Annotated in this window: 1 pseudogene; it reads left to right on the top strand. The window is 76.5% G+C overall.

The window, feature by feature from the left end:
* Positions 1-268 (top strand): annotated as a pseudogene (locus tag DW899_RS10645) (lantibiotic ABC transporter permease); the annotation flags it as partial.

Raw genomic sequence — 268 nt, 5'->3', positions numbered from 1 at the left:
GCCTGGCGGCCGGTCTTGCCTGCGGCGAGTACTTCTCCGTAACCCGATGGGACCCGGCGCTGGGCGCGGACGCCTACGCCCAGTTCCTCGGCGCCCTCATGCCGCTCATGTCCGCCATCGTCTGCGGGCTCGCCGTGGACGAGGAGCGCGCTGCCGGCCGCCTCGCCAACCTCACGGCGGTCCCCTCGCGAGGGCGCGCCGTCGCGGCGAAGCTGCTCGCCCTTGCGGCGCTCGGCGCGGGCGCGCTGGCCGTGGCGCTCGGCGCGTT

The sequence above is a fragment of the Collinsella sp. AM41-2BH genome (genome assembly GCF_003468085.1).
In the GTDB taxonomy this organism is placed as follows: Bacteria; Actinomycetota; Coriobacteriia; order Coriobacteriales; family Coriobacteriaceae; genus Collinsella.
This window is presented reverse-complemented; position numbering and strand designations above follow the sequence as displayed.